The sequence below is a fragment of the Pseudomonas sp. HN11 genome (assembly GCF_021390155.1).
In the GTDB taxonomy this organism is placed as follows: Bacteria; Pseudomonadota; Gammaproteobacteria; order Pseudomonadales; family Pseudomonadaceae; genus Aquipseudomonas.
This window is the reverse complement of record NZ_CP089985.1, coordinates 2,951,302-2,975,168: the sequence shown is the minus strand read 5'-3', so window position 1 is coordinate 2,975,168 and position 23,867 is coordinate 2,951,302. Positions and strand designations below refer to the sequence as shown.

Below are 23,867 nucleotides of genomic sequence, written 5' to 3'. Positions count from 1 at the left end.
AGCGCGGTGGCGTGATCCACCGCGCTTCTGGAGTGTTCACTAATGGTTCCAAGCGTTACCGCAGCATCGTTACTCAGCGCAGATGAACGCGCCGCCATCGCCGAAATCGAAGCGACCACCAGTATCCTGAACCTCGTCACCCGCCTCACCGGGATGCGCTTCGCCGGTATCGCCAAGTTCACCGACCTGGAATGGGTGGTGTGCTCGGTTCACGATACCGCCGACATGGGGATTCATGTTGACGACGTGCTCGATCTGGAAACGACCCTGTGCAGTGAGTTCTGCATCAATCCACATACTTTGTTCATTCCCCAAATCAGCGCAAATGGCCGCTTTGCCGCGCGTCCAGTGGTCAAGCAGTTTGCCATCGAGAGCTACGCCGGTGCGCCAATCTTCCTACCCGACGGCCGTCTGTTCGGTGCCCTGTGTGCCCTGGATTCACAGGCAATGCTGTTCGACGATCCCAACCTGCCGGAAACCCTGAGCCTGTTTGCACGGCTGATCGGTTGTATCTTCTATGCGAACTTGACGGCCGGTGACGCCTGAACGCTCAGTTTTTTCCCGCCGCAGCCGATAGCAACGAATATCCCTGACTTGCAGCGACGCCCTGCGGGAAACAATGCCGAACACTCTCGCTCCTATCGTCCGCTCGCTCTCTCACCGCACCAGCCTGTCGCTGGCACGCACGTCACTGCACAGGTTCATGGGCCTGCTGGCCGTGGTCTTCGCTGCCGCGGCCTGTTCGCTGATTTACCTGGCCCAGGAATTGGACCGCTCCGAGCAGGTTGAAAGTGCGTTCTATACCCGTAAAGCCGTGCAATCGCTGGAAAAGTCCCTGCGAGTGACGGTCAAGGACTACGCCTTCTGGAGCGACGCCTACACACATTTGCATATGACGGTAGACACCGATTGGGCCTTTGTCCGTGGCAACATCGGCGCGACGCTGTTCGATGATTTCGGCTTTCAAGGCCTGTTCGTGGTCGACGACGCCAACCGCACGGTGTATGCCGTCGTTGACGGCCAGTTGCAGGCAGTCGAACTCACCCAGTGGCTCGGCGGCCCCATCACCGAGATTCTCGAGCAGGCTCGCGCGGGCGCCGCCAATGAGACACCCGCCACGGCCTTTATCAACGTGCGCGGCAGCCCTGCCGTGGTGGCCGCCGCCGCCATCACCCCCGGCACCGACCCCACGGTGCTACCCGACGGTCGCACCGCGTCCGTGCTGATCTTTGTCGACATCCTCGACAGCGCCAAACTGACGGTGCTCGGCGATGAGTTCGGCGTGGACAAATTGCACATCGCCACCCCCGATGAGATCGGCAAGACCTTACTCTTTCCCCTCGGCAACAACGGTGCGGCCGGTAGCCTGCACTGGGAACCCGCCCGCCCGGGTTTGCGCCTGATGGGCGTAGGCCTGCCGCTGCTGAGCCTGGCAGCGTTGCTGGTGTGCGTGATGACCTGGGTCATTTCGCGCCGCGCCACCGCCGCCGCACTCGCCCTGGACGCCAGCCATTCATCGCTGCAAAACAGCCAGAATGCCCTGGCCACCAGCGAAGCCCGCTTTCGCGATGTGGTGGAAGCCAGTTCCGATTGGGTCTGGGAAATCGACGCCCGCTGGCGCTTTACCTACCTGTCGGAACGCTTTGAGGGCGTGACCGGGCTGGTGCGCAATGCCTGGATCGGCGCCACGATGAACGAGTTGCTGGAGACCGAAAGCGGCCTGCTGTCCCAGTGGCTCAGCGCACCTGGGCGGCGCCCGGATATCAGCGTGCAGTGTCGTTACGTCGATGCACTGGGGCTGGAACGTTGCACTCGGCTGTCCGCACGGCAGATGCCGTGTGGCGGGTTTCGTGGCACCGCCACCGATGTGACGGAGGAAGTCGAGGCCCGTCGACGAATCGAGTTCCTGTCCCAGCATGACGCCCTCACCGGACTGCCCAATCGCACGCGCCTGCAGGCGTTTTTGGAGGGCAAGTTCAAGGCCTTGTCCTCCTTGGAGCAGCCGTTGGTCATGCTCAGCCTGGACCTCGACCGGTTCAAGCCGGTCAACGACTTGCTTGGACACGCTGCCGGTGATCGGGTGCTCAACGAAGTGGCTTCCCGACTGGCCGACTGCGTGCGTCATGGCGACCTGGTCGCGCGCATCGGCGGTGATGAGTTTGTACTGATCCTGACCGATGCAGGCACGCAAGACGAAGTCGAAACCCTGTGCAAGCGCTTGATCGAATCCATCGAGCGCACGATCAGAATCGACGAGCAAGAGGTGTTTGTCAGTGCCAGCATTGGTATCGCCATCGCCCCCAACGATGCCCGCGAAGCCACGGAAATGTTGCGCTACGCCGACATTGCCTTGTACGAGGCAAAGGCTGCGGGGCGTAATACCTGGCGTTTCTACTCCGGCGACATGAACACGCGGATTATCGAACGTCGACGCCTGGAAAGCGACCTGCGCTATGGGATCAAACACGGCGAGCTGCGCCTGTATTTCCAACCCCGTTATCGCATCGCCGATGGGCAGATGGTCGGCGCCGAAGCGCTGGTTCGCTGGCAACATCCCGTGCGTGGGCTGATCGCGCCTGACACCTTCATCCCGATCGCCGAAGAATCCGGGCTGATTCTGGCGTTGAGCGACTGGGTCCTCGACACCGCATGCGCATGCGCAGCGCAGTGGCCGGAGCATCTTTTTGTCTCGGTGAACTTGTCGCCCACGGAATTCAAGCGCGGCAACCTGGTGGAGCGCGCACGACAGGCGCTGAACGCTTCTGGTATCGACCCGGCACGCGTGGAACTTGAAATCACCGAAAGCGTCATGCTCGAAGACGCCACCGGGGCGCTTGAGGTCATGCACACGCTCAAGCAGTTGGGCCTGCGCATCGCCATGGATGACTTCGGCACGGGCTACTCATCCCTGAGCTACCTGCGGGCGTTCCCGTTTGATGGTTTAAAGATCGACCGCAGCTTCCTGAGTCGGCTTGAGGAAAGCGAGGACGACAAGGCGATCATTCAGGCGATTGTCGGCCTGGGCCGGGCCCTGTCGCTGACCGTGACCGCCGAGGGCATCGAAACCGCCGAGCACCTGGCCATGCTCCAGGCGGTGGCCTGTGATGAAGGCCAGGGCTACTACTTGAGCCGACCGCTGGACATCGACACCTTCAACCGTCTGCTGGGGTGACCGCCCGGCGCGGTTCAGCCCTTGCTGTGTTCCGGTGAAGAGGGCCCCTTGGTCACGCCGCGTGGCCCGGCAATGGCCCAAATCACCAGCCCGACAAGGGGCAGCACGACGACCAATGCGGTCCACAGAGCCTTTACGCCGGAGGGGTGATCGCTGCGCCACACGCTGTTGAGCACCCACAAGTCCAGGAGCAGGAGAAGCGTGGTCACGCCGATCCAAAAGTAAGTCACTTCCATGATGCACCTCCCAAATGGCCGGAAATGTTCCGGCCCTGTTAATCTGTTCAAAAACCAAAGGCAGATGTTCAACTCATTAATAGACGAGCTGACCAGCGGCGGCTTTTAATTTAATGCAACCACGACTTATATAACTTGAACTTTCCCGCAACGACCACTGATCGACCCGACTCATAATAAAAACAATTAAAGCACTGTCGCGCTTCTCCCATATTAAGCACGCACTGATCGCCTTAGTTAATAAGTAGGTGCGCTCTTACCTGTGATGAGGAATAACCCATGTTTTTACATAATAAGCGTCTGCAATACACCGTGCACGTTGCCCAGCCCAATCCAGGGTTGGCCAACTTGCTGCTGGAACAATTCGGTGGCGCCAACGGCGAGCTGGCCGCTGCCGCGCGCTATTTCACTCAGGCGTTGGCGGAGGAAGATCCGGGCCGCAAGGACTTGCTCATGGACATCGCGACTGAAGAACTGAGCCACCTGGAAATTGTCGGCTCCATCATCGTCATGCTCAACCGAGGCGCCAAAGGCCAACTCGCCGAGGGCGTACAGGAAGAAGGCGAGCTGTACCGTGCCATCAACGGTGCGGGCAACGACTCACACATCACCAGCCTGTTATACGGCGCCGGTGCCCCCCTGGTAAACTCCGCCGGCGTGCCGTGGACCTCTGCCTATGTGGATTCGATCACCGAACCTACTGCGGACTTTCGCTCCAACATCGCCGCCGAAGCGCGCGCCAAGATCCTCTATGAGCGTCTGATCAACGTGACCGATGACCCCGGCGTCAAGGAGGCCCTCGGCTTTTTGATGACACGCGAAATCGCCCACCAGAAGTCGTTTGAAAAAGCTCTGCACTCCATACAACCCAATTTCCCTCAAGGCAAATTGCCCGGTATGCCTGAATTCGCACGCACGTATTTCAGCATGTCCAATGGCGAACCCAACTTGCGAGGTGCCTGGAACAATGACGAAGACTTTGACTATGTAGAAAATCCACACCCTGCCGTGGACGGTGGCGATGGCACGGCCAGCGTGACGCTGGACGCTGCCGACGAAACGGTACTGGAAGCCATGAAACTCAGGACCGCCTCGGATCCTGCTGCCGACCCTATCACCGGAGCCGACCTGGGATCGGGTTTAGAACAATTCAAAAAAACCCTGTAAGTAAGATGGAAGCGTGCAAACGCTTCCGTTTCAAGGAGGAGCAGTGTTATGTCTATCGATAAAACACATCTGTTTCATTCACGCATTAAACTTCGTACTTTAATAGGCGTGGCGATTTTCGTGGCGGGCTGCTGTGTTATCGCCATAAACTCGCTTAATCCACTTATCCCGCGCTAAATGCGGCTGCGCTACCTGAAAAAGTGACTCGGCGTCTTACCGAACTGTTTCTTGAACATGCTGGTAAAGGCACTCGGGCTTTCATAGCCCAGTTCCAGGGCGATATCGATTACCTTCTCACCCACCGCAATACGCTCCAGCGCCAACAGCAAGCGTGCCTGCTGGCGCCATTGGCCAAAGGTCATACCGGTTTCCTTGCGGAACAGGCGCTGGATGGTCTTCTGGTCCAGGCTCAGGCGCTCGCTCCAGTGCGCCACAGTGGAGGCGTCGCCCGGTTCGTCCTGCAACGCGAGGCAAATGCGTTGCAGGCGCGGGTCGGCGGGCTGCGGCAAGGACAACGGTAATGCCGGCAGGATGGCCAGTTCGTCGAGGATCAGGTGCATGATCCGCGCGTCCCGCGAGTCCTCGGCATACGGCGGCTTCAAGCTCACCGACGCTTTGATCAACTCGCTCAGCAGCGGCGAAATGCTCACGGTCTTCGGCTCCTCCGGCATGTTCGGGAAGCGATCCGGGCGCACAAACACGCTGCGCATTTTCAGGGTGCCTACGCACCGCAGCGAATGCACTTGCCCGGCGGGCATCCAGATGCCGCGATTGGGCGGCACCGTCCACTGGTTCAACGCCGAGTACACCACCATCACGCCTTCGATGGCGTAGAGCAGTTGATGCTTCTCATGGCTGTGGTCGGGGATCACCCAGTTTTCCGGGTAATCCGTGGCGGAACTGATGACCGCCCAGGCGCCTTCGTTGATTTCCTGGAGAAATTCATTCAGTGGCTTGATCATTTCGCCCTTTTTGCGATAGTTGTCGCCCGAATTACGCGAGACAGGCATTGCCGCCGAATCTAGCATGAACACCGAATCATTTTGTAATGGATGGCGACCTTAAGAAGTTGCCGCCTCTGATTAGCTGCCTTGTATGGAATGCCTGCATGTCGACCCTTACCGCGTCACCCGCCGCTGCAACCACGACACCCCAAGCCAGCCCGTTGGTCATGCGCATCCTGGGCGCCTGCGCCTTGGCGCATTTGATCAACGACCTGATCCAGGCCGTGCTGCCGTCGATCTACCCGATGCTCAAGGCCAACTACGGTCTGTCTTTCACCCAGGTGGGTCTGATCACGCTGACCTTCCAGCTGACCGCGTCCCTGCTGCAGCCATGGATCGGCTACCACACCGACCGCCACCCCAAGCCGTGGCTGCTTCCGGCGGGCATGGTCTGCACTCTGATCGGCATCCTGATGCTGGCGTTTGTCGGCAGCTTCCCGGCGATCCTGCTCGCGGCGGGCCTGGTGGGCGTCGGCTCGTCGACCTTCCACCCAGAAACTTCCCGCGTCGCGCGCCTGGCTTCCGGCGGTCGCTACGGTCTGGCGCAGTCGACGTTCCAGGTCGGCGGCAACACCGGCAGCGCCTTGGGCCCGTTGCTCGCGGCGGCGATCATCATTCCTTACGGCCAGGGCCATATCGCCTGGTTCGGGCTGTTTGCGGTATTCGCCATCCTGGTGCTCTACGGTTTGAGCCGTTGGTATCGCCATCACCTCAACCTGTTCAAGCTCAAGCAAGGCGGCCAAGCCACCCATGGCCTGTCCAAAGGCCGCGTGACCTTTGCCCTGGTGGTGCTGGCGGTGCTGGTGTTCTCCAAGTACTGGTACATGACCAGCCTGACCAGCTACTTCACCTTCTACCTGATCGAAAAATTCCAACTGTCGGTCGCAAGCTCCCAGATGTACTTGTTCCTGTTCCTCGGCGCCGTGGCCGTCGGTACCTTCGCGGGCGGCCCGATCGGCGACAAGATCGGACGCAAGAAGGTCATCTGGTTCTCCATCCTGGGGGCCGCGCCATTCACCCTGGCCCTGCCCTACGTCGACCTGTTCTGGACGGCGCTGTTGAGCGTGGTGATCGGGTTCATCATCGCCTCGGCCTTCTCGGCCATTGTGGTGTATGCCCAGGAACTGTTGCCCGGTAACGTCGGCATGATCGCCGGGATCTTCTTTGGCCTGATGTTCGGGTTCAGTGGGATAGGCGCGGCGTTGCTCGGTTTGCTCGCCGATACCCACGGTATCGAGTACGTCTACAAACTGTGCTCGTTCCTGCCGCTGGTGGGCATCCTGACGATATTGCTGCCCTCGACCAAGGGCGCCTGACTCCCCCTGTCAGCCGGACTGACGCAGGCAAGGAGGCCTGCGCGGTGCCAATCCGTGCTTAAATCCTTGTTTGGCAGCTTTGCGAACGTTCTGCTCGCCGCCACCCAAGGACCTCCCACATGCGCCTGCCAGACTTTATTCTCACGAACCTCGAGCCGATCCTTCAGGCCTGGGAAGACTTTGCCCGGACCATCCAGACGCCAGGCGCTGACCTCGACCGTGCGGGCCTTCGTGATCATGCCGAGCAGATGCTTCGCGCTATCGTGCTCGACCTGCGTACCACCCAGACGGTGCAGGAACGCATTGAAAAGGCTCAAGGGCTGGCACCGCAGAATGACAACGAAACCCCGGCTGAAACCCATGCGGTGACACGCTTGATGGCGGGGTTCTCCATCGACCAGATGGTGTCCGAATACCGCGCGTTGCGCACCAGCGTGCTCAGCCAGTGGCTCGATCAGATCAAACACGGTACGTCGCTGGAAGTCGATGACATGAACCGCTTTCATGAGGCTATCGACCAGGCACTCGCAGAATCTATCGCCAGTTATTCGCGCGCCGTAGAAGCGTCGCGCAATGTGTTCCTGGGCATCCTCGGTCACGACCTGCGCACGCCGCTGGGCGCGATTCTGCTGGGCGCCGATATGCTCAGGCGCTCGCCCACCGTGGACGAGCGCGGCAGCCGTGTCGCCACGCAGATCTACACCAGTGTCCAACGCGCCAGCCAGATCGTCGGCGATCTGCTGGATTTGACACGTTGTCAGATGGGGCCAGGCATTCCGGTCAAACGCACGGAGGTCGACCTTGCACCGATCTGCGAACGTATCGTCGACGAGATCCGCGCGTTTCATCCCGATTCAAACATCTTGTTCGAAGCGAACGCCCAAGCCATTGGTTCCTTCGATGGCCCACGCATGGAACAGGTGTTTTCCAACATCATCAGCAATGCCGTGCAACACGGCGATGCGCATACACCAATCAAAGTCGAATTGGCCGCGTCGGCAGACACCGTGGTATTCACTGTGCACAACCAAGGCAATCCCATCCCGGGCGATGTCTTGCCGTTTATCTTCAATCCCATGGGGCGCTTTTCCCAGCGGTCGGTGATTGAACACGGCCCCACGGAAGGCCTTGGGCTGGGCTTGTTCATCGCGTCTGAAATTGTGACGTCCCACCAGGGTGTGCTTGAAGTCGAGTCAGATCTGGCTATGGGTACGGTGTTTCGCGCGACCGTGCCCCTGCGGTAACTCGACAGCGTTGATAGCCGTTCGCCAGTAACGCCTCCGAAAAGGCCGCACGAAGGCTTACAATCGCGGTTTTCAACGCAACCCTGGCAGACCCGGCAGCACATGACGCTCGACCCTCCTACGATTTTGGCGCTCACCGTTGCCCTGGCAGCCGCCGCCGCCCTGTACCTGGCCGTTGAATGGCGCAGCGTGCGCGAACTTTCGCTGCTGTGCTGGAGCGCCGGTTTCGCCACGATCAGCATCGGTTCAACCCTCGCCCTGCTGCGCATCAATGGCTACCTGACGATCGGCATCTGGTTCGCCAACGGCCTGCTGGTGACCGCGCACTTCCTGTTTTTGCTCGGCGTGGCGCAGTTCACCCAAACGCGCTTGTCGTTATTGTGGCTGCTGATGCTGTTGGTCTGGCTGGGCATGCTGATGCTGTTGGTCTGGCTGGGCATGCTGATGCTGCCAGTCGACCCTTCATGGTCCAAAGCGATGCTGGCGGTGCAGTCGCTACTGGTGGCGTTGCCGACGCTGCGCGCCAGCTTCTTGCTGCGGCCCCATGGCAAATCGCTGAGCATCGGCGCGGTGCACCGCGCTGTATGAAACAAAGCGCGGCGGGCGCGACAGCATCCGGTTGGTGGATAGAACGGGAAGCACGCCCTATTGTTAAGTGGGAACCACCAGACATGCAAAAGCTCACTCATCCCGGCCTCCGTTCACCACCAGATAAAGCAACGGCCCCACGGACACAAACACCGCCGTCAGCACAAAATATGGCAGCAGTGAAACCACCGAGCGCCCGCGCCGCCGCGCATCCCGGTACATCCATGCGCACGCCAGCACCGCCATCAGGTACAGGTCGATCACCACCTGCGCGGTGTCCGGCCGCGACATCAATTCTCGGCCAAAGGCCAACAGCGACTGCTCGGCCGTCAGCATCGTCGCCAGGGTGTAGAGCGAAAATCCCAGCAAACCGGCCAGGGTGATATGGCGACTATTCATGATCTCTTCCTTGGCGTGATAGAGGCCCACCTTAGTGATAAGGTTTGGCCCCTCGCAATGACCTCGGAGGTCATGATTCCGCCATGGACAAACCTGCTACCGTCGGCGAACAACTGCGCCAATTGCGTCGGCGCGCCAAGTTGAGCCAACTCGACCTGGCCCTGATCACCGGCATTTCCCAGCGCCACCTCAGTTGCATCGAAACCGGACGGGCCAAGCCGAGCCCCGGCACGTTGCACAACCTGTTGACCACGCTGGAGGCACCGTTGGAGCAGTGCAACCGCGTATTCCTCGCTGCCGGATACGCCCCACGCTATGCCGCCACCCCACTCGCCTCACCCGCAATGGCGGCGATCCGCGAAGCCGTCGGCCATGTGCTGCACGCCAACAATCCGGCCCCTGCCATTTTGTTGGGCAGCCAGTGGGAAGTGCTGGCGGCAAATGCCAGTGCTGGCGTGCTGTTTGAGCTGGTGGGCATTCCGCCGGACGCGGCCAAGGGCTTGAACTTGCTGACCACGCTGCTGCAACCGGGGGGGCTGGGCGATCATCTGATCAATGCTGACGAGATCCGAACCCTGGCCTGGCAGCGCGCCAGCCGTGAAGCGCTGGGCAATCCCGAACTGGCTGCATTACTGGCGAGTTTGCCGACACCGACCAACACCGAACTGCCCGCGCACCTGCCCCCACTGGTGCTGACGCGCGTGCGCTCACGACAGGGCGAGCTGAGCTTTCTGTCGACCTTCACCACCTTCGGCATGCCCCAGGACATCACCCTCACCTCCCTGCGGATCGAACATCTGATTCCTGCGGACGAGACCACCTGGCAGGTGATGCGCGGCGCCTATGCGGATTATGCCGCGCTGGTTTTGTGAAATATCTGTACGTAGACTGCCGCCATACCCCCACGTGAAGGCGGCGAAAAAAACGTGATGCAAGTTACTGAAGTCTCCATTGCCCAATTGCGCGCTGCGCTTGAATCCGGCCAGACCACGGCCGTTGAACTGGTCAAGGCCTACTTGGCGCGGATCGATGCCTATGACGGTCCGCACACCGCCACCGCCTTGAACTCGGTGGTGGTGCGCAACCCCGACGCCTTGAAAGAAGCCGAGGCGTCCGATGCGCGCCGGGCCAAAGGCGAAACGTTGGGGCCATTGGATGGCATTCCTTACACCGCCAAAGACAGCTACCTGGTCAAGGGCCTGACTGCCGCCTCCGGTAGCCCGGCATTTGCCCATTTGGTCGCCCAGCGTGATGCATTCACCATTGAGCGCCTGCGCGGCGGCGGCGCCATCTGCCTGGGTAAGACCAATATGCCGCCGATGGCCAATGGCGGCATGCAGCGTGGCGTGTATGGCCGGGCGGAAAGCCCGTATAACGCCGGCTACCTGACGGCGCCGTTTGCCTCCGGCTCGTCCAACGGCGCCGGCACCGCGACGGCGGCAAGCTTTGCCGCCTTTGGCCTGGCTGAAGAAACCTGGTCCAGCGGACGTGGCCCGGCGTCCAACAATGGCCTGTGCGCCTACACGCCGTCGCGTGGCGTGATCTCGGTACGCGGCAACTGGCCGCTCACGCCAACCATGGACGTGGTGGTGCCTTACGCCCGCACCATGGCTGATCTGCTGGAAGTCCTCGATGTGGTGGTGGCCGAAGACCCGGACACCCGTGGCGACCTGTGGCGCCTGCAACCCTGGGTGCCGATCCCGAGCGTCGCCTCGGTGCGCCCGGCGTCCTACGCTGATCTGGCCGTGACTGCCGAATCCCTCGCGGGCAAACGCTTTGGCGTGCCGCGCATGTATATCAATGCCGACCCCGACGCCGGCACCAGTGAGAAACCTGGCATCGGTGGTCCGACCGGGCAGAAGATCAACACCCGCGCCAGTGTGATCGACCTGTGGAACGACGCACGCCAGGCGCTGGTGGCGGCCGGCGCCGAAGTCATCGACGTGGACTTCCCGCTGGTGTCCAACTGCGAAGGCGACCGCCCTGGCGCGCCCACCGTGTTTACCCGCGGGCTGGTGTCCAGAGAATTCCTCCACGACGAACTGTGGGAGCTGTCGGCCTGGGCCTTCGATGATTTCCTGCGCGCCAACAACGACCCCACCCTCAACCGCCTGGCGGATGTGGACGGGCCGAAGATCTTCCCCCACGACCCCGGCACCCTGCCCAACCGTGAGGATGATCTGGCGGCGGGCATGGACGAATACGTGCGCATGGCCGAACGCGGCATCACCCCGTGGAACGAAATCAGCACCGTCCCCGACGGCCTGCGCGGTCTGGAGCAGACCCGGCGGATCGACTTGGAAGACTGGATGGATAAGCTCGGCCTCGATGCGGTGTTGTTCCCGACCGTAGCCGACGTCGGCCCGGCGGATGCTGACGTAAACGAAACCTCTGCCGATATTGCCTGGAGCAACGGCGTCTGGGTGGCCAACGGCAACCTCGCTATCCGCCATCTGGGCGTGCCGACCGTCACCGTGCCAATGGGCGTGATGGCAGATATCGGCATGCCGGTGGGCCTGACCTTTGCCGGGCGGGCGTATGACGATTCGGCGTTGCTGCGGTTTGCGTCGGCGTATGAGGCGACCGGCAACAAACGCCTGGTTCCGCCGCGCACCCCGCCGTTGGCAGCAGGCTAAACGCAGGGATTGCGTGGGAGCCGGGCTTGCCCGCATGCAGGCGCCTCGGTCTCTCAGAGATACCGAGGTGAGGCTATCGCAGGCAAGCCAGCTCCCCCATTTTCAGCCGCATTTCACACGCGTAGGTCAGCATAAAATCCTCGCGCCTTAACAAGGTGTTGAGATGTCGTACAAATAAAAAACTGTCTTACGACGCCTTGAAACTTAATATTTTGAGGAGGTTTCGAAATTTCACTTTCCTTCCTCATCCGAAATATTGCATGGTTGTACGACGACTCAAGCTGTCGTGCCAACCCCCAACAACAATAAGGAAACACCATGCAAAACGTCAAAGTGCTGATCGGTTTTCTGTGCCTGTTCAGCGGTTATGTCGCGGCCGCGCCTGCCCCTGCCGAAAAGGAGGTGGCCCAAGCGGTCGACCAACTGACCCAAGCCATGCTGCACCTGGACCTCAAGCAGCTTCACGCGTTGACGGCCGACAAGCTCACCTACGGCCACTCCAGCGGTAAGGTGCAGAACAAAGACCAATTCATCGCTGACCTGGAAACCCACACCAGCGCCTTCAAAACCCTGGAAATGCAAAACCAGACCATCACCCTGCAAGGTGATACCGCGCTGGTACGCAACCATTTCCACGCCCTGGCCGTGAACAGCGGTGTTGAAGTGCCTACCGACATCGACAACTTCCAGGTCTGGCAGAAACAGAAAGGCAAATGGCTGCTGATCGGACGTCAGGCCTACAAGTACTGATGCCCAGCGGTGAGCCGTTGAAACCGGCTCACCACGCCACTACCTTGCGCACCTTGAACAACGCTTCGCGCAGTGCCGACATCGGCACCGACCCCAAGGCCAAACGCAACGCATGCGGGACATGCCCCGATACAGCAAACGGCTCGGCAGTGGACACGGAGATGTTGTCACGCTGCAAAATCATGGCGACCTGATCCGCCCGGGCGTCTTCCGCCAATGGCAGCCACAAGAAATACGACGAGGGATGGCTGATGGTGGTCAGCCCTTTGAACACCTGGGCGGCAAGGGCCTGGCGGGCCTGCGCATCCTCGCGCTTTTGCGCCTCAAGCTGCGTCACGGTGCCATCCTCCAGCCATGCCACCGCAATCGCGCTCATCACGCCGGGCACATTCCAGGTGGTAGCCATGATGGTGCGCTCCAGGGTTTTTACCCATTCAACCGGTGCCGCGATAAACCCTACGCGCAGACCCGTCGCGACGCTTTTCGACAGCCCGCCCACGTACACCGTGCGTTCCGGCCCCAGCGTCGCCACCGGTGGCGGTGCGTCTTCAGCCAGAAACGCGTAGGCCGCGTCTTCGATGATCATCAGATTGTGCTGACGGGCGATAGACACCAATTGCTCGCGCTGCGCCAGCTCCATCACCCAACCGAGGGGATTGTGCAGAGTCGGCATGCTGTACACGGCACGTACCGGGCGCTTGCGACACAGGTTCTGCAAGGCCTCCAAGTCCGGGCCGGTCGGCGTCACCGGAATCGCGAGCATTTCCAGGTGCAGGGTCTCGGCCAGCACCTTGAACCCCGAATAGGTCAACGCATCCACCGCGATCACATCCCCAGGTTTGAGCAATGCCATCATTATCACCGCCAGCCCATGCTGGGCGCCGCTGACCAGCAGCACCTGCTCAGCGTCCACACTGAGCCCTCGACTGAGCAAATGCCGCGCAAAGGCTGCGCGCTCATGCAGGCGCCCGGCGTGGGGCTGGTAACGTAACAGGGCTTCGAGGTCGCCGGACAACGCCAGCTGGCGCAACGCCATGCGCAACAGGTCCGCCTGGCCCGGCAACGAGGGGTAGTTGAAGTTGAGATCGAGCGCGCCCGCCGCCACCGTCATCTGCCCACTGCCCTGCCCCGGCGGCAAAGAGATCTCGCGCACGAAGGTGCCACGCCCGGCTTCGCCGCTGACCAAGCCCATGGCTTCAAGCTCGGTGTACACGCGGCTGGCAGTGGCCAGCGCCAGGCTATGGTTGGCAGCCAGTTGTCGATGCGTCGGCAGCCGTGTGCCCGGCGGCATATCCCCGCTGCGGATGGCTTCGGCAAAGGTATCGACCAGGGACTTGTAGCGGGCGCGCGGCATGGGGATGTATCCATGACAATTTTTTGATTGTCTTAATCCTCGCCCCTAGGATGGCTTGAACGCAACCCCTCTGGCTTCGGGCACTCCTCATGGAACGCACATCCCCTCTCAACACACTGGGCACCAGCACCCAAGGCTGGATCAACGGCTTTATCGGCGTGGTGATTTTCAGTGGTTCATTGCCCGCCACACGATTGGCCGTGATGGAATTCGACCCAGTGTTTCTCACCATGGTCCGTGCCGCGATCGCCGCCGTCCTCGGCGTGTCTTTGCTGTGGCTATTCAAGGAAAAACGCCCCGCGCGCAACCAATGGGTGCCGCTGGCGATTGTCGCCCTTGGCGTGGTGATTGGCTTCCCCTTGCTCACCGCTCTGGCGCTGCAATACGTGACCTCGGCCCACTCCATCGTGTTCATCGGCCTGCTGCCCCTGGCTACCGCCGTGTTTGGCGTGTTGCGCGGCGGTGAGCGCCCACGTCCGGTGTTCTGGATATTTTCGATCCTGGGCAGTGTGTTGGTGATGGGTCATGCCGTCGCCCAAGGCTTGAGCGCCGCACCCGCCGGCGATCTGCTGATGCTGCTGGCGGTGCTGGTGTGCGGCCTGGGTTACGCCGAAGGCGCCAAGCTGTCGCGCAGCCTGGGCGGTTGGCAGGTGATCTGCTGGGCGCTGGTGGTGTCGATGCCGGTGGTGGTGCCGTTGAGCCTGATGCTTGCGCCGTCGAGTTTCAGCGGCATCAGCCTGCCCGTCTGGTTGAGCCTGGGTTACGTGTCGCTGTTCAGCATGCTGATCGGCTTTGTGTTCTGGTACCGCGGCCTGGCCCAGGGTGGTATCGCCGCCGTCGGTCAGTTGCAGTTGCTGCAACCGTTCTTTGGCCTGGCGCTGGCGGCGGGCCTGCTGCACGAGCAGGTCAGCCTGGGCATGGTACTGGTGACGGTCGCGGTGATCGGCTGCGTGGCCGGCGCGAAGAAATTCGCCCGTTAACGCTGGGGCGCGACCATCTTGAACTTGATGTTGATGTCGTTGGACACCACGCTGTTGCCGGCCCATTCGCCCTCGCCGATCTTGAAGTCGCCGCGCTTGAGGACGAACTCGCCGTCGAACACACCAATGCCGCTTTGCTCCTTGAGCACCACGTCGACGTCTACCGGGCGCGTGGTGCCCTTGATGGTCAGGTTGCCGCTGATCGTGTAGCGGTTGTCCCCCAAGGCTTTGACGCCGGTGGATTCGTACACGCCCACCGGAAACGTGGCGGTATCAAACCAGGACGCGCGTTGCAGCTCGTCGTTCGCGTCCGGGCTGCCCGCATCGATGCTGGCGAGCTGGATCTTGAGCAAGGCATGCCCGGCTTCCGGCTGTTGCGTATCGAAGGTCAAGGTACCTTCAAACTCGCTGAACGTGCCGTACACCCGCTGCCCCAATTGCTTGTAGGTGAAGCTGATCTGGCTGGCGGTGCGGTTGACGTCCTTGTACTCCACCGCCTGGGCGCTGGAACCATAAGCAAGCATCAGGGCCAGTACCGTGACCGGGGACATAAGACGTTTCATGCAACGCTCCGCTGAGGAAAGGACACAAGGTACTGACCTAACACGCCACACCATGGATTTATTCCCTTCAGGCGTTTGTCCTGCTAAACAGAGTAGTCGCCCCAACCATAATAAGGACGCTGCATGCACGCCCCTTCACTCCAGGACATCACCGCGCCGGAAGGCATCTGCTACGGCTGCGGCGCCAGCAACCCCCATGGCCTGCACATCAAGAGCCGTTGGGACGCAGACGGCATCCACCTGGTCGCCGAACACCTACCCGACGCCCAATACAGTGGCTGGCCCGACCTGGTTTACGGCGGCCTGATCGCCATGCTGGTGGACTGCCACTCCAACTGGACCGCCATGGCCTACCACTACCACGCCGAAGGGCGCGAACCCAGCAGCCTGCCGCGCATCGACTGCGTCACTGGTAACCTGGGGATCAAATTCATCAAGCCGACGCCCATGGGCATCACCCTCACCCTGCGTGCGCGTGTCGACGGCGAGGTGGGTCGCAAAACCCGCGTAATCTGCGAGGTGTACGCCGGGGACGTGCTGACCGCCATCGGCGATTCCATTTTCGTGCGCGTCGACACCGGCCTATTGGCCGCCGCCGCCCATGGTCGCGAGGACTGATCCTGAGCTACATTGACCGCCACCGCTAATCGAGGATGCACCGATGACTCGTCTCACCGCGAAAGACTTTGCCCCCGAACTGCTGGAACTCTATGACGGCTACGCCCACGGCAAGATCAACCGCCGCGAATTTCTCGACCGCGCCGCACTCTTCACCTTCGGCGGCCTGACCGCCTCGGCGCTGCTCGCGGCCCTGAGCCCCAACTACGCCCTGGCCGAACAGGTGAAATTCACCGACCCGGACATCCTCGCCGACTACATCACCTATCCGTCACCCAAAGGCAACGGCACCGTGCGCGGCTACCTGGTGCGCCCGGCCAAGGCCACGGGCAAGCTGCCGGCGGTGGTGGTGGTCCACGAAAACCGCGGCCTCAACCCCTACATCGAAGACGTCGCCCGCCGCCTGGCCAAAGCCGGCTTCATCGCCCTGGCCCCGGATGGCCTGACCTCGGTGGGCGGTTACCCCGGCAACGATGAAAAAGGCGTGGCCCTGCAACAGACCGTCGACCCGACCAAGCTGATGAACGACTTCTTCGCCGCCATCGAATGGCTGATGCACCACGACAGCAGCACCGGCAAGGTCGGGATTACCGGCTTCTGTTATGGCGGCGGCGTGACCAATGCGGCGGCGGTGGCTTATCCGGAACTGGGCGCGGCTGTGTCGTTTTACGGGCGCCAGCCGGAGGCCAAGGACGTGCCACGGATCAAGGCGCCGATCATGCTGCATTTCGGTGAGCTGGACACGCGGATCAACGAGGGTTGGCCGGCGTATGAGCAGGCGCTCAAGGCCGCCGGCACCCGGTATGAGGCGTATATCTACAAGGGCGCCAATCACGGTTTTCATAACGATTCGACGCCACGCTATGACGAGGCGGCGGCGAATCTGGCGTGGGAACGCACTCTAGGCTGGTTCAACAAATACCTGGCCTGACGGAGGTCTGAATGTAGGGGGCTTGCTATGGTGAGCGGGCTTGCCGCCGGGCTGCGCAGCTGCAGCATGAGATCTACAGTGAACCCATAGGGGGCCAAGTCCCCGCACACTCGTCAACCATTTGTCCGGTCCATACACCCAGATTAGAAATGTCGCCAACTTTCGGTTCATAGTTCCAGTACCTAGCTCCGACAATGTGCGTATGGACGAGTTGCCAGCATTCCTGCGCACGTTGCGTCAGTACGGCGGGCGTTCGGCCACCCGGTCGGGTTTATACCTGTTGCTGTTGACCGGTGTGCGAACAGGCGAACTGCACTCGGCAGTACCGGAGCAATTTGACATGGAACGCGGGCTTTGGATCATTCCGCCAGTGCAGGTCAAGCAACTTCAGGTTCACCTGCGCAAGGAGAAAAGATCATCCCGCCGTACATAGTGCTCCTGTCCCGACAGGCGGTGGTGATTGTCCGCCAGGTCAACAGGAGCTCGGATGCCAAAAAAGTCGTATTTGGTATTTGGCTGCCATCCGTCGCCATTACGATGGCTCCAGTCCCATCCAAAACCAGACGACTCTCTCCCCATCCACGGTCGGCATCGGAACGCCATGCTCGATGACTTGCTTACTCCCCGGCTTATATTCACACACCCAGGCACCCGGATATGGACAGGGTTGCCCGCTGTTCGCACGCATGCCGCTAACGGTCCAGTGCCAGCGCACGACCCGGCCTTCGTGGGCGGGTAGCGGTTCGTTCAACTGAACATCGTGTGCGATGAAGCGGTCGCTTTCAACTTCCCAGCGTCCTGCGCGAGGAGCCGGATCATGGGTATTGGCATAGCGGGCAGGCTCTGGTGGTGTCTGATCAAGGTCACGCTGCCATGTCACCAAATCGTCTGTGGGCGCCGCATTGAGGCCTGGCATGATCTCGCCCTGTTTGAAGGCTCGCCGGGTTTCCGCCTGCCCTGGAACCAGCCACCATCCGGCTTGAATGCAAGCTGTGCCCGCTACCATACGAAGAGGTATTGGCGTAGAGGCTTGGACGGAAGGTATGGGCGATGGAGCAATGAAGCGCATTGTTGGCGTAGGCCAATCGCTGTCAGCGTCAAAGCGGGCCATCCAGCGACGGCTGTCAGCGTCAGTGAAACGCTCGTTGGGATCGCCGTCCCATTGGCCGAAGCCCAGCAATCCCAACTCATCGCAGCGGATAGGCTTGAGCATTTTGTTCAAGAGCATGGGCAGTTCGGGTACACCCTGTTCCACCGGATACAATTCTGGTTGTTCGCCCAGTTCGATCCATTGGCCGCTCTGTAATTCGGTGATGCTGATGCGTGGGTGAGACAGCGCCGTACGTACTTGCTCGCGGGTCAGGTCAAGTTTCTCGCGCCAGTGGTCGGCGAGCAGGAAGGCCCAAGTGGGGGGGCGGATGCCGTCGAGCAGTTCGCCGCGCATGCTAAATGCGTAGTCGATATCCAGACCGTAGAAGTTGGGGGCTAGTGCTCGCTCCCAAGTGGTGACGGCTGATCGCGTACCAAATTCGAGTGGGTTGGCCATGGCGAAGCCACTGTAGACCTGATGCGCCTTGAGCAGGTCAATGGTCTTGAGCACAAAGCGGCGCCACGCTTCGCGGTTGTCCCGCCACCATTGCCAGCGGTAATAGAACGTGATTGAGGAGTACGCGGTGTCTCTTCCTTCGTGTCTTTTGAACCATGTGCGCCAGAAATATCCTGCTGTCGTCGGTGACGAAGCATGATTTTTTTCGTCGGTAAAATTAAAAACAAAGGATTCGTCGTCGAGACTTTTCCTGGCCTGTTCACGTAGGTCCGGCAGGCGTGCCGAGCCGTATGGGTGTGGGCGTTCCGAGACTGGGTGGGTGCCAACGGTGTAAGGCTTGCCAAGAAGTTGTTCGAAGGCTTCGTGGATATCCACCATCAGCAGAGCTGCCTCTTTGTGGTTGTCCGGGCCAGGGGGGAAATAGAAATTGATGAACGGGCTGACGCTGTGTCGGGCATCGTCTGTCCCCCAATCAGTGTTTGGCCACTCCTTGAGCTCTGCAATGAATTCATCACGCTCATCTTCATCAAACAAATTATGGGTTGTACTCACGTTCACCTCCTGTTTTTTGTGCCTTTGGATGTAGGGGTCTGTTTGTTATCCGTTTCAAAGCCAGTGCAATCCTCCGGCACCCGTAGTAAGGCCACTTTCTCCCGCCCAATCTTTTTTCGATTGGCTCCAGTTCTCGGCTGCATAAGCTCCGCGTATTGGTCTATTTGTGTTTGTTTTACCCAATCCCTTGGAAACTTGATCTCGACCGCCGCAAATACATTTTCGATCTCAAACGGTTCCTGGCGGTATTCCACGACCACCAGATCCGGTGCCAGAGAACGCGGGCGGGGCCAGAATGGCTGTATCGCGCTGCCAAACCGTTTGGGGCGAGTTGCTGGATCGCCAAGCAACGCTTTTTGGCTGCTTTGGTTGTAGTTTGGCTCGGCCTTGAGTGGACTTCGCCATTCCAGCGCCTCGTCCACGGACTCAAAGAACAGCGAGGCCGTGAACTGCTTGAGTGCAACCTCAATCGTGGTTTCCACTCTGTCGCCAGCGATCTTCTTACGAATGCGGCGTGGCACCTTGATCGGCATCTGTAGGGCAACTGTGCACACTTGGCTAATGGCTGGGCGAAAAGGCACTTTACGTTCGATGTATTCCTTGAAATTCAAGTTCTCCTTGCCTCTGCGAGAAGCCGTGCTATTGCCGCCCCGGTCCACTGCGGCAAATGTGGAGCTTTTAATATCGATTTCACGCGTCATTGCTTCGATAGTGTCTTGAAGCATGTTTTTGATCTGCTTTCTTCGCTCGTTAATCTCTACTGCGAGTTGGGCCAGCTCGGTGGCAGTCTTGGCGTTTTCATAAGCCTGGTTCGCTCGATAAGCTCGATAGGCTCTGTCGATAACGTGAGCGAGAGTTCGGGCAATGGGGACTACTGGCATCAGTCGAGGTCTCCACTGTATTGAGCAAGAAAGTCATCAGGAAAAATGGCCTCGGCCTCTACGGGTGGGGCTTCATCATCGAAAGCCATCAGATAGGGCTGCCAGGTTTCGGTGATTCGTTGATCGTCGCGCATGATTGCCTTATGGGCCTGCACGGATTTGGATGACTCGGTAACAGTCCAGTCAGTTCCCCCTTGGGGGCAGGTCAGGCCTTCGGTGAGTAGGGTGGCGCCATCGGTGATGCGATATCGATAGCCCGCGAAAGCACGTTGATCGTTCTTCAGCAACGTGTAACGTCCCAGGAATGCTCCAAGCGGTGCGGGAGGCGATTGTGGACTGCCAAGCGGATTGCCCGTACCGATTGCATCCGTGGTGACGGGGCCTTTGATCTTGATGGTCAGCCCATCAAGGGTAATGCCATCGCTATCAATCGTGATGCTGCCACCGGGGGCTCTCAGAACAATGCGTTCGCCCGATGTGACATCGAACACTGTCGTTTTTTGCTCAATGCGTTGCCCAGCGGACAGGCAGTAGTGGTTCCGGACTGATTGCTCAGCACTGCCGCCGATCTGGATGTTATGGTCAGCGGCAATTTTATCATGCCGGTTGTTGGCAATTTCCTCGACTCGGTCCCCGCCGACGCTGGTGTGATGATTGCGCCCCAGCATTTGAATTCGATCACGGCCCACCTCCAGATGCTGGTCCTGAACAATAGCTATGCGCTCATCGTTACCTACTCGCTCGCTGCGGTTACGACCAATTTCAACCTGCTCGTCGTGTTCGACCTTCTCGCTTCGGTCGTTACCCACGTAGGTGGTGTTGTTGTGCTTGATGTGGACGTTCTTGTCTTTTTCGGCATGGATATAAACTTCTTCCTTCCCCAGCTCATCCTCAAAGCGCAGCTCATTGAAACCTTCGCCTTTATGGGTTCGGCTCTTGATGGTCATTCGAGTCTTGTGTTTGGGCAGCGCGTAAGGCGGCAGGTTGGTCTGCCTGTACGCGGTTCCAGTGGCGATCGGCTGATCAGGATCTCCATCCAGGTGGCTGATCACTAACTCCTGACCCACACGTGGGATGGCCATCGAGCCCCAAGTCGCCCCGGCCCAGCCTTGGGTCACTCGAATCCAGCACGAGCTGTGGTCGTTGTTTTTGTCCGAGCGATCCCACGGAAACTGCACCTTGACCCGGCCCCATTCATCGCAATAGATCTCCTCACCCGGTGGGCCGACTACCGTGGCGATCTGTGGGCCGTCGATGCAGGGTTTGTCGCATAGCGGCGCCTTCCAGTCGGAGGTCCAGCGGATGGCGCTGGCCCTCAACGTGTAAGACGTACCGAGGCCGCTACCAAACGATTCTTCCTGCAAGCTGGTGTGTTGCGTGCCTTCGTGCTCGATGGCGATGGTGCGCCAGCGATCATTGAAGTCCTCACGCGGATGGTCGTTGAGGTCGAACGCCAACCCCGGTTGCAGGCGTTCATCGTCGCCCTCCAAATGAGCCAGCTTGGCGTCGTTGCGCAGGGCGGTCAGGCGGGTCTTGGTAAAGGGCTTGCCAGCGATGTCGCGTTTGTAGCGCCCGGGATAGTCGTAGCGTTCGTAGTCCTTGTGCTGGTTGTTTAGGTCCTGGTCGCCGGTGGCGGTGTGTTGCTGGTTGTAGCGTGGGTGGGTGAAGGTGTAGTCGCGCTGCACCTGGCGCGCAGTACGCACTTGTTCGGTGTAGTGGAAGCGGGTCAATGCCGGTTCCAGGGCGTCGCCGCCGCTCATGGGCTGGTAGATCACCGGGCAATTGGTGTGCGTGCCGATGGTGCCCAGGCCGCCGACGCGGTCGGTGAGGACGAGGGTATGGCCGTCGGCGCGGTGTTCGAAGGTGTAGAGCAGGCCTTCTTCGGCTGCGAGGCGGGTGATGAAATCGAGGTCGGTTTCGCCTGCCTGTACGCAGTATTCGCGGGGATGAACTCCAGCACATGCTGGTACCTGGCCGCTTCGGGGATCATGTTGTTCATAACGGTAAAGAATTTTTCGCCGCCCCATGTCTCCTCATGAAACTGACTGAGCAGTGAGCGTGCACTCCAAGTGGAGGACTTGCCCCAGGTAGTGCTCATGACTACCTCATCCAACAACAGGCACAGGCTGTAGGAGTAGGCCTTGAGCATGCCGGCGTCGTAGTCGAGCTGGTTGACTTCTTCCATGATTGTGGTGATCTGGTTGCTGACGCTTTGGTACAGCGCGGGCACATCGTCGTGCTGGTCCAGACGGCGCAGGCGGATGACCAGTCCGATCAGGGGCGTGGCGGCGTCGCATAGCGGGTTCCAGGCCAGGCCACGCATATCGAATTCGGGATCTGCGAGCAGAGGTTCAGGTTTGGTGCCAGTAGACGTCGGCTCAAGGGTATTTTCGGGCGAGGTGGCAGGTGTTGGTTCTGTGTGGGTGGCTCTGTTCGAAATGGCGTCACTCATCGCGTGCACTCTTTTATCTATCTAGTTGGTTGCGGAGCTGCAACGCCAGTCCTACATGGATCGCTGCTGGCGCTACTCTAGGCGGGCAAGATTTGGAGCTTCAATAGGGCGTGGACGATCAAGAGCCGTCCTACAATTAGCGATGTAATAGGCTGTCAGTTTTGACTGTCTTCGGTGGGCACATTTCATCGGCAGATGTGGCTAAACAACCCTGTAGAGGCGAGCAAGCTCGCTACTATAGATATCCGCCTTGGCCTGGGACGGACGCGGCGGCGCTTGGTCGGGTTTGTCCTTTAACGCCTGTTCGTACCCCGCCATCATTTCTTCGAGCATGCGTGCGGTGTGGGCAGAGCGCAGCCTCTTCTGGTTGTGCAATTGGGTCAGGTGGGCATGCGAGCTGACGGGCGCGGTGTGTCCATGAGATGACTCAGTGCATGTGTCGCGGTAGGGCGCCGAATCCTGGCAAATAATTCGTTATGTTTCAAAAAAAAGATTTTCAGCCCTGCTTTACCATTTCCCGCAACCAGCCCTTGAAGGCCAGCATCGCTGGCGTTTCAGCCCGCGACTGCAAACGCGTCAACCAATAGCTGCCCGTGCTGATGCCGACGTTGAAGGGCTGGCGGATCACGTCGCTCTCCAGTTGCCGTGAAAACATCATCGCCGGCGCCAGTGCCACTCCGATGCCTTGCAAGGCGGCTTCCATCATCGCCAACGAAGAATCGAACACGATGCTGCGCGGCACCAGGGTATCGGCGGGCAAACCGGCGGCCTGGAACCACAGGTTCCATTCATCGGTGCGATAGGAGCGCAGCAAGGTGTGTTTGAGCAAGTCTTCCGGTGCGTGCAGTTGCTCGGCCAATAGCGGCACGCAGAGTACGGTGAGAGGCGCTGCCAGTAGCTCACAGGCGTCGGTGCCGTGCCAGGCACCCGCGCCGAAGCGGATCGCATAATCCAGGCCTTCGGCCGCCACGTCGACGCGGTTGTTGTGGGTGGACAGGCGCAGGTCGATAAACGGGTAACGCGCCAGGAACTCGGGCAGCCGTGGCAGCAACCAGCCCACAGCAAAGGTGCCGACCGCGCCCACCGTGAGCACTTCACGGTAATGCCCGCCTTCGAATTGGCTCAAGGTCTGGGCGATGCGGTCAAACGAATCTCGCACCACCGGCAATAGGGTTTCGCCTTCGCTGGTGAGCATCAGGCCACGGGGCAGGCGCTTGAACAAGGTCACGTTCAACTGCGTTTCCAGGCTTTTGACTTGATGGCTGACCGCCGCCTGGGTCACGCATAACTCGATGGCGGCGCGGGTAAAACTCAAATGCCGGGCCGATGCTTCAAAGGCACGCAGGGCATTGAGGGGAAGATGGGAGCGCAGCATGCTTGACCCCAATTAATCTAATGGCAGGTACGAGATATCATCGTTTGCCCAACGCCCGCGAACTGCCTACATTGGCCACGCCCGCGCAGGCTCTTCATTCAAT

General features: G+C 60.2%; 20 protein-coding genes and 3 pseudogenes. 13 read left to right on the top strand and 10 right to left on the bottom strand.

Going from position 1 to position 23,867, the window contains the following annotated elements:
* The first annotated feature begins 42 nt into the window (after positions 1-42).
* The gene (locus tag LVW35_RS13455) at positions 43-546 is read left to right on the top strand and encodes a GAF domain-containing protein (protein ID WP_233896154.1); all 504 of its coding nucleotides are present in this window, start codon (positions 43-45) and stop codon (positions 544-546) included.
* Between the two features lie 73 nt (positions 547-619).
* The gene (locus LVW35_RS13450) at positions 620-3,172 is read left to right on the top strand and encodes a bifunctional diguanylate cyclase/phosphodiesterase (RefSeq protein ID WP_233896153.1); all 2,553 of its coding nucleotides are present in this window, start codon (positions 620-622) and stop codon (positions 3,170-3,172) included.
* Between the two features lie 14 nt (positions 3,173-3,186).
* Here the strand turns inward: LVW35_RS13450 and LVW35_RS13445 are convergent, their stop codons facing one another.
* Positions 3,187-3,408 carry a PLDc N-terminal domain-containing protein gene (locus LVW35_RS13445; RefSeq protein ID WP_233896152.1) on the bottom strand — a complete coding sequence of 74 codons (222 nt, stop codon included), beginning with the start codon at positions 3,406-3,408 and terminating at the stop codon, positions 3,187-3,189.
* Positions 3,409-3,687: 279 nt separating this feature from the next.
* Between LVW35_RS13445 and LVW35_RS13440 the strand changes: the two genes are divergently transcribed.
* Positions 3,688-4,575, top strand: a complete 888-nt coding sequence (locus tag LVW35_RS13440) for a manganese catalase family protein (protein ID WP_233896151.1) — start codon at positions 3,688-3,690, stop codon at positions 4,573-4,575.
* 188 nt (positions 4,576-4,763) lie between these two features.
* Here the strand turns inward: LVW35_RS13440 and LVW35_RS13435 are convergent, their stop codons facing one another.
* Positions 4,764-5,585, bottom strand: a complete 822-nt coding sequence (locus LVW35_RS13435) for an AraC family transcriptional regulator (RefSeq protein WP_233896467.1) — start codon at positions 5,583-5,585, stop codon at positions 4,764-4,766.
* Positions 5,586-5,683: 98 nt separating this feature from the next.
* On the opposite strand from LVW35_RS13435, the gene LVW35_RS13430 reads away from it, so the two are divergent.
* The 3 genes and pseudogenes from LVW35_RS13430 to LVW35_RS13420 all read left to right on the top strand — a co-directional run.
* Positions 5,684-6,895, top strand: a complete 1,212-nt coding sequence (locus tag LVW35_RS13430; protein ID WP_233896150.1) for an MFS transporter — start codon at positions 5,684-5,686, stop codon at positions 6,893-6,895.
* 119 nt (positions 6,896-7,014) lie between these two features.
* Positions 7,015-8,139, top strand: a complete 1,125-nt coding sequence (locus tag LVW35_RS13425) for a sensor histidine kinase (RefSeq protein ID WP_233896149.1) — start codon at positions 7,015-7,017, stop codon at positions 8,137-8,139.
* Positions 8,140-8,241: 102 nt separating this feature from the next.
* Positions 8,242-8,712: pseudogene (locus LVW35_RS13420) on the top strand (GGDEF domain-containing protein); the annotation flags it as partial.
* 108 nt (positions 8,713-8,820) lie between these two features.
* On the opposite strand, the gene LVW35_RS13415 reads toward LVW35_RS13420, so the two are convergent.
* Positions 8,821-9,126 (bottom strand): DUF2834 domain-containing protein, encoded by a 306-nt coding sequence (locus LVW35_RS13415; protein ID WP_233896148.1) that lies wholly within the window; start codon positions 9,124-9,126, stop codon positions 8,821-8,823.
* 83 nt (positions 9,127-9,209) lie between these two features.
* Here LVW35_RS13415 and LVW35_RS13410 point away from each other — a divergent pair, with 83 nt between their 5' ends.
* The 3 genes from LVW35_RS13410 (at position 9,210) to LVW35_RS13400 (ending at position 12,512) form a co-directional block, all read left to right on the top strand.
* A complete protein-coding gene (locus LVW35_RS13410) occupies positions 9,210-9,998 on the top strand; it encodes a helix-turn-helix domain-containing protein (protein WP_233896147.1) in 789 nt (262 codons plus the stop codon).
* Positions 9,999-10,052: 54 nt separating this feature from the next.
* Positions 10,053-11,762, top strand: coding sequence for an amidase (locus LVW35_RS13405; protein ID WP_233896146.1), 1,710 nt, complete (start codon positions 10,053-10,055; stop codon positions 11,760-11,762).
* Positions 11,763-12,080: 318 nt separating this feature from the next.
* Positions 12,081-12,512: a nuclear transport factor 2 family protein gene (locus tag LVW35_RS13400; protein WP_233896144.1), complete on the top strand. Its 432-nt coding sequence runs from the start codon at positions 12,081-12,083 to the stop codon at positions 12,510-12,512.
* Between the two features lie 28 nt (positions 12,513-12,540).
* Here the strand turns inward: LVW35_RS13400 and LVW35_RS13395 are convergent, their stop codons facing one another.
* Positions 12,541-13,866 carry an aminotransferase-like domain-containing protein gene (locus tag LVW35_RS13395; protein ID WP_233896142.1) on the bottom strand — a complete coding sequence of 442 codons (1,326 nt, stop codon included), beginning with the start codon at positions 13,864-13,866 and terminating at the stop codon, positions 12,541-12,543.
* Between the two features lie 89 nt (positions 13,867-13,955).
* On the opposite strand from LVW35_RS13395, the gene LVW35_RS13390 reads away from it, so the two are divergent.
* Positions 13,956-14,846: a DMT family transporter gene (locus tag LVW35_RS13390; protein WP_233896140.1), complete on the top strand. Its 891-nt coding sequence runs from the start codon at positions 13,956-13,958 to the stop codon at positions 14,844-14,846.
* On the opposite strand, the gene LVW35_RS13385 is transcribed toward LVW35_RS13390, so the two are convergent.
* Positions 14,843-15,397, bottom strand: coding sequence for a YceI family protein (locus LVW35_RS13385; protein ID WP_442799676.1), 555 nt, complete (start codon positions 15,395-15,397; stop codon positions 14,843-14,845). The genes LVW35_RS13390 and LVW35_RS13385 overlap by 4 nt on opposite strands.
* A gap of 135 nt (positions 15,398-15,532) precedes the next feature.
* On the opposite strand from LVW35_RS13385, the gene LVW35_RS13380 reads away from it, so the two are divergent.
* From LVW35_RS13380 to LVW35_RS28970, 3 genes and pseudogenes are all read left to right on the top strand, one after another.
* Positions 15,533-16,027: a PaaI family thioesterase gene (locus tag LVW35_RS13380; protein WP_233896136.1), complete on the top strand. Its 495-nt coding sequence runs from the start codon at positions 15,533-15,535 to the stop codon at positions 16,025-16,027.
* A 43-nt stretch (positions 16,028-16,070) separates the two neighbouring features.
* Positions 16,071-16,958 (top strand): YghX family hydrolase, encoded by an 888-nt coding sequence (yghX, locus tag LVW35_RS13375; protein ID WP_233896134.1) that lies wholly within the window; start codon positions 16,071-16,073, stop codon positions 16,956-16,958.
* A 175-nt stretch (positions 16,959-17,133) separates the two neighbouring features.
* Positions 17,134-17,426 (top strand): annotated as a pseudogene (locus LVW35_RS28970) (integrase); the annotation flags it as partial.
* A 64-nt stretch (positions 17,427-17,490) separates the two neighbouring features.
* On the opposite strand, the gene LVW35_RS13370 reads toward LVW35_RS28970, so the two are convergent.
* The 5 genes and pseudogenes from LVW35_RS13370 to LVW35_RS13350 all read right to left on the bottom strand — a co-directional run bounded on the left by LVW35_RS13370 (position 17,491) and on the right by LVW35_RS13350 (position 23,764).
* On the bottom strand, positions 17,491-19,056 hold the full coding sequence (locus LVW35_RS13370; protein ID WP_233896133.1) for a type VI immunity family protein: 1,566 nt from the start codon (positions 19,054-19,056) through the stop codon (positions 17,491-17,493).
* A 2-nt stretch (positions 19,057-19,058) separates the two neighbouring features.
* Positions 19,059-19,937 (bottom strand): VRR-NUC domain-containing protein, encoded by an 879-nt coding sequence (locus LVW35_RS13365; protein ID WP_233896130.1) that lies wholly within the window; start codon positions 19,935-19,937, stop codon positions 19,059-19,061.
* On the bottom strand, positions 19,937-21,964 hold the full coding sequence (locus tag LVW35_RS13360; RefSeq protein ID WP_233896127.1) for a type VI secretion system Vgr family protein: 2,028 nt from the start codon (positions 21,962-21,964) through the stop codon (positions 19,937-19,939). The genes LVW35_RS13365 and LVW35_RS13360 overlap by 1 nt, the downstream gene beginning before the upstream one ends.
* Positions 21,943-22,260, bottom strand: a pseudogene (gene icmH / locus LVW35_RS13355) (type IVB secretion system protein IcmH/DotU); the annotation flags it as partial. The pseudogene icmH and the gene LVW35_RS13360, both read right to left, overlap by 22 nt.
* Before the next feature lie 625 nt (positions 22,261-22,885).
* Positions 22,886-23,764, bottom strand: coding sequence for a LysR family transcriptional regulator (locus LVW35_RS13350; protein ID WP_233896125.1), 879 nt, complete (start codon positions 23,762-23,764; stop codon positions 22,886-22,888).
* Positions 23,765-23,867: the final 103 nt, after the last annotated feature.

Excerpts from the sequence above, each read along its gene's own strand:
- LVW35_RS13380 (WP_233896136.1), top strand. The coding sequence starts at position 15,533 with ATGCACGCCCCTTCACTCCAGGACATCACCGCGCCGGAAGGCATCTGC.
- LVW35_RS13445 (WP_233896152.1), bottom strand. The coding sequence starts at position 3,408 with ATGGAAGTGACTTACTTTTGGATCGGCGTGACCACGCTTCTCCTGCTC.
- LVW35_RS13415 (WP_233896148.1), bottom strand. The coding sequence starts at position 9,126 with ATGAATAGTCGCCATATCACCCTGGCCGGTTTGCTGGGATTTTCGCTC.
- yghX (WP_233896134.1), top strand. The coding sequence starts at position 16,071 with ATGACTCGTCTCACCGCGAAAGACTTTGCCCCCGAACTGCTGGAACTC.
- LVW35_RS13440 (WP_233896151.1), top strand. The coding sequence starts at position 3,688 with ATGTTTTTACATAATAAGCGTCTGCAATACACCGTGCACGTTGCCCAG.
- LVW35_RS13450 (WP_233896153.1), top strand. The coding sequence starts at position 620 with ATGCCGAACACTCTCGCTCCTATCGTCCGCTCGCTCTCTCACCGCACC.
- LVW35_RS13430 (WP_233896150.1), top strand. The coding sequence starts at position 5,684 with ATGTCGACCCTTACCGCGTCACCCGCCGCTGCAACCACGACACCCCAA.
- LVW35_RS13455 (WP_233896154.1), top strand. The coding sequence starts at position 43 with ATGGTTCCAAGCGTTACCGCAGCATCGTTACTCAGCGCAGATGAACGC.
- LVW35_RS13425 (WP_233896149.1), top strand. The coding sequence starts at position 7,015 with ATGCGCCTGCCAGACTTTATTCTCACGAACCTCGAGCCGATCCTTCAG.
- LVW35_RS13410 (WP_233896147.1), top strand. The coding sequence starts at position 9,210 with ATGGACAAACCTGCTACCGTCGGCGAACAACTGCGCCAATTGCGTCGG.
- LVW35_RS13385 (WP_442799676.1), bottom strand. The coding sequence starts at position 15,397 with ATGTCCCCGGTCACGGTACTGGCCCTGATGCTTGCTTATGGTTCCAGC.
- LVW35_RS13390 (WP_233896140.1), top strand. The coding sequence starts at position 13,956 with ATGGAACGCACATCCCCTCTCAACACACTGGGCACCAGCACCCAAGGC.
- LVW35_RS13400 (WP_233896144.1), top strand. The coding sequence starts at position 12,081 with ATGCAAAACGTCAAAGTGCTGATCGGTTTTCTGTGCCTGTTCAGCGGT.
- LVW35_RS13360 (WP_233896127.1), bottom strand. The coding sequence starts at position 21,964 with ATGGGGCGGCGAAAAATTCTTTACCGTTATGAACAACATGATCCCCGA.
- LVW35_RS13395 (WP_233896142.1), bottom strand. The coding sequence starts at position 13,866 with ATGCCGCGCGCCCGCTACAAGTCCCTGGTCGATACCTTTGCCGAAGCC.
- LVW35_RS13350 (WP_233896125.1), bottom strand. The coding sequence starts at position 23,764 with ATGCTGCGCTCCCATCTTCCCCTCAATGCCCTGCGTGCCTTTGAAGCA.
- LVW35_RS13365 (WP_233896130.1), bottom strand. The coding sequence starts at position 19,937 with ATGCCAGTAGTCCCCATTGCCCGAACTCTCGCTCACGTTATCGACAGA.
- LVW35_RS13435 (WP_233896467.1), bottom strand. The coding sequence starts at position 5,585 with ATGCCTGTCTCGCGTAATTCGGGCGACAACTATCGCAAAAAGGGCGAA.